The organism is Sphingomonas sp. (genome assembly GCF_051962185.1).
Taxonomy (GTDB): domain Bacteria; phylum Pseudomonadota; class Alphaproteobacteria; order Sphingomonadales; family Sphingomonadaceae; genus Sphingomonas.
The window spans coordinates 1-3,027 of the sequence record NZ_JBQCCN010000299.1 but is presented as its reverse complement, the minus strand read 5'-3'; the positions used below and the strand labels follow the sequence as shown (position 1 = coordinate 3,027).

General features: G+C 54.8%; 3 protein-coding genes. 2 read left to right on the top strand and 1 reads right to left on the bottom strand.

The annotated features are described in order from the left end of the window. On the bottom strand, window positions 1–560 hold a 560-nt coding region (locus ACTHJR_RS18315), incomplete at its 3' end, for a phage terminase large subunit family protein (protein ID WP_440524833.1). Window positions 561–692: 132 nt separating this feature from the next. Between ACTHJR_RS18315 and ACTHJR_RS18310 the strand changes: the two genes are divergently transcribed. Continuing rightward, window positions 693–1,208 carry a hypothetical protein gene (locus ACTHJR_RS18310; protein WP_440524832.1) on the top strand — a complete coding sequence of 172 codons (516 nt, stop codon included), beginning with the start codon at window positions 693–695 and terminating at the stop codon, window positions 1,206–1,208. Window positions 1,209–1,369: 161 nt separating this feature from the next. Next, the coding region (locus ACTHJR_RS18305; RefSeq protein WP_440524830.1) for a bifunctional DNA primase/polymerase at window positions 1,370–3,027 on the top strand (1,658 nt) is incomplete at its 3' end.

Here is a 3,027-nt window from a genome sequence, read left to right as displayed (position 1 = left end):
GTGGAGAAGGCCTGCGTGATTTTCATATCCGAGTTCTGCAGACGCGACTGGTACAGCGTCAGCATGTCCTGCGGGCTAAGGTCCACTTCGTCATGAAACACAAAGTCCGCGCTGGTGCTGGTAGCATCGCCTTCGGTGCATCCAGTGATATAGCCGAAGCTGTTACGAATCTGGATTTGATCCTTCGACCGAGTTGGCTTGGTAGCTGAAGGAGGATTGAAAATGTCATCAGCCTCAAGGATCGGCTTGATGCGTCCGTTATAGAAGCGGGTGAACATCTTCTCATTCGGGAACGAGAAGATACCGGCGATGCTGTCATAGCGAGCAAGCATGCCGAGGAACTTGCGAATCTGGACTTCCGACAGACCGACCTGTGAGCACTTTATGACGCTCATGTCGTGGTGCATGTCATCAGCAATCGCCTTCTGGAACTCATAGTCCTCGAAGCTGAATGGCAATTTCTTGATGGTGGTGTTGCCGCAAATCCAGTCACCCATCGACTGCGTCGAATTGGCTTGGCCGAAACGCAGCTTTACGGTCTGGTATAATTCGTCAAACATTCGTGGCGCATGCCCTGTAGAGGTACGAGTGCACAAGCGGTTGCCGGACAACCACCACGGTGGGAGAATGTTAGGACGTAAAAATGAAAAAATCGATTGTAGTACGGGGCTCAAATTCGGATAGAGGTCCCAATGTCGATTAATTCATATCCCCCGTTGCGCTTGGCTGTCCTGTCGGGTCTATCCCAACTCAAGGAAGCCTATGACCGCGATCCCGACTTCTTCGATGGCGAAGACGTGCCTTATGACAAGGAGACTGTCGCGCTATTGAAGAAGATGTTCCTGCCCAAGGTGGTAGAGAAGGTCGTCGAGGTCAAGGTTAAGGAGAAGGCCGGTCGTGGTCGCCCGAGCAAGGAGACTCCGCTTGGTGATGAAGACCTCAAAAAGCTAAGCGATGAGATTGACAAAATCCTGAAAGCCCTGAACGAGATGGGCACCGGCGAGGGCCTTGACCCCAAGGACCGGATTAATATCACTCGGAATAAGACAACGCTCCTGAATACCGCCCTGCAACTGCGGGAGAGGCTGTTCAATGTGAAACGGATGAGCGAGTTCCAAGAAATCGTGGTTGGAATACTCGATGACCTTGTGGATGAAAAAGGCCGCGAGACGTTTCTCAATAGAATGGAGCCTTATCTAACCGTATGATTAACATTTTGACCCTCTGCGCCATCGACGCAGTCATGTTCACGTTCGCTCTTGGTGTGGCAAGTACCCCCGGTACGCCCATCTGGGAGCGTGTGCTTGCAGGTGCCATAGGCATTGCTGCTCTCTATCACTTCGCAAAGACCGCGCCTAAGGAATAAAAAATGCACATTTTCCAAGAGTTTGCTCCTGCATACTGGAATGCGGGCATTCCAGTCATACCCTTGAAACGGTGGAACTCACCTTCCAAGGGCGCTGGTAAGGCTCCGATCCTCAACGAATGGACGCAGTACGGCAATGTCATGCCGACTGAGGCCATGCGAGAGCACTGGCTGGTCACCTATCCTGACAGCAACATCGGTCTGCCGTTTGGTCCCGCTTCTAATCTGTGTGCGATTGATATCGACACGGAGGACGAGGCTCTGCGTGAGGCCATCGAGCAGGTGCTGCCGGGATACCCCTACTTCCCTTGGCACCGTGTGGGTAAGAAGGGTGTCGGTCTGATCTTCCGTTGGCAGGGTCAGCCGAACTTCAAGCTGCGTGACAATGAGAACCGGTCCATCGTGGAGTTTCTGGGGCAGGGCAACCAGATGGTTATGCCTCCCTCGATCCACCCTGACACTGGTAAGCCGTATACGTCGGATACCAATCTGTGGGATATCCTCGACAAGATCATGCCGCTGCCGGTGGATATCGAGCAAATCCTGCGGCGTGCTCTTGAACCGATCTTGGGAGCCAAAGGCTTCTCACTGGCACAGTCCGGACGGTCGGGTCCTATTGATGTAGTGCCTCAAGGCGAGCGCGATATCCAGATGGTGCGGCATGCCGGTTATCTGGCGCGTGTCGTGCTGGGCATCGACAAGTCCACCAAGTTCTCGCTGCGTGACGCGATGGATCACATGCGTACGTGGGTGGAGGAATTTACCGCTTCCGCCTCGGGCGATGACATGGACCCCGACAAGGGCGTGGCCAAGCTCGTGGAGTTCTTGCTGAAGGACGTCGAATCTGGTCGCACACTCCCGGAAGGCTGGGACACAGGTCTGACCGACGAGCAGCGTGAGCACCCCGCTATTGCTGCCATGATCGAGAAGAATGCTATCCAGCGCTGGACCTTCATGAAGGCCCGCGATTGGCTGGATGCCAACATCGCTCTTGATGCCGACAACGTCGATTGGCGCATTGCTTGCGTCAACAAGCTGGTGGAGTCCGTCGCCAAGGACGATCAGTTCACCGAGTTTGAGTTCAACGGTCTGGTCCAGAACATTCAGAAGGCTCTGGGTAAGGACGTGAAAATGTCCAAGCCCGATATCAAGAACCTGTACAAATCGGCCAAGCGCGGTGAGGCAGATGATGCTGCCGACCACGAGGCCATTGCTCGCATGGTGTTCGATGACATGAGCCGGGTGGGTGACCTTCGCTGGTCCATGGGCTCGTTCTGGCAGTGGTCCGGCTCCTGCTGGAAGCCGCTGCTATGGGAAGAGGTTCGCAACCGTGTCGCGGAAGACGTCAAGGGCAACGCTCTGGCTCGTCGCTACAACGACTACGAGGCTATCACCAAGACCATCGCCATGATTGCACGGCAAGACTTGGTCGAGGACTTCGAAGACGGCATCAACTTTGCCAACGGCTTCCTCGATACCAACCTTGAGTTGCATGACCACTCGCCGAAGTTCGGCAAGACCTTCACCATGCCATTCCTCTACATCCCGGAGCGGGCTGGTGAAGCACACAAGTGGTTCGAGTATCTCGAACGCGCTTGGGGTGATGACGAGGATTATACTGAGAAGGTGATGGCGCTCCAAGAGGCCATGGCCGCTACCAT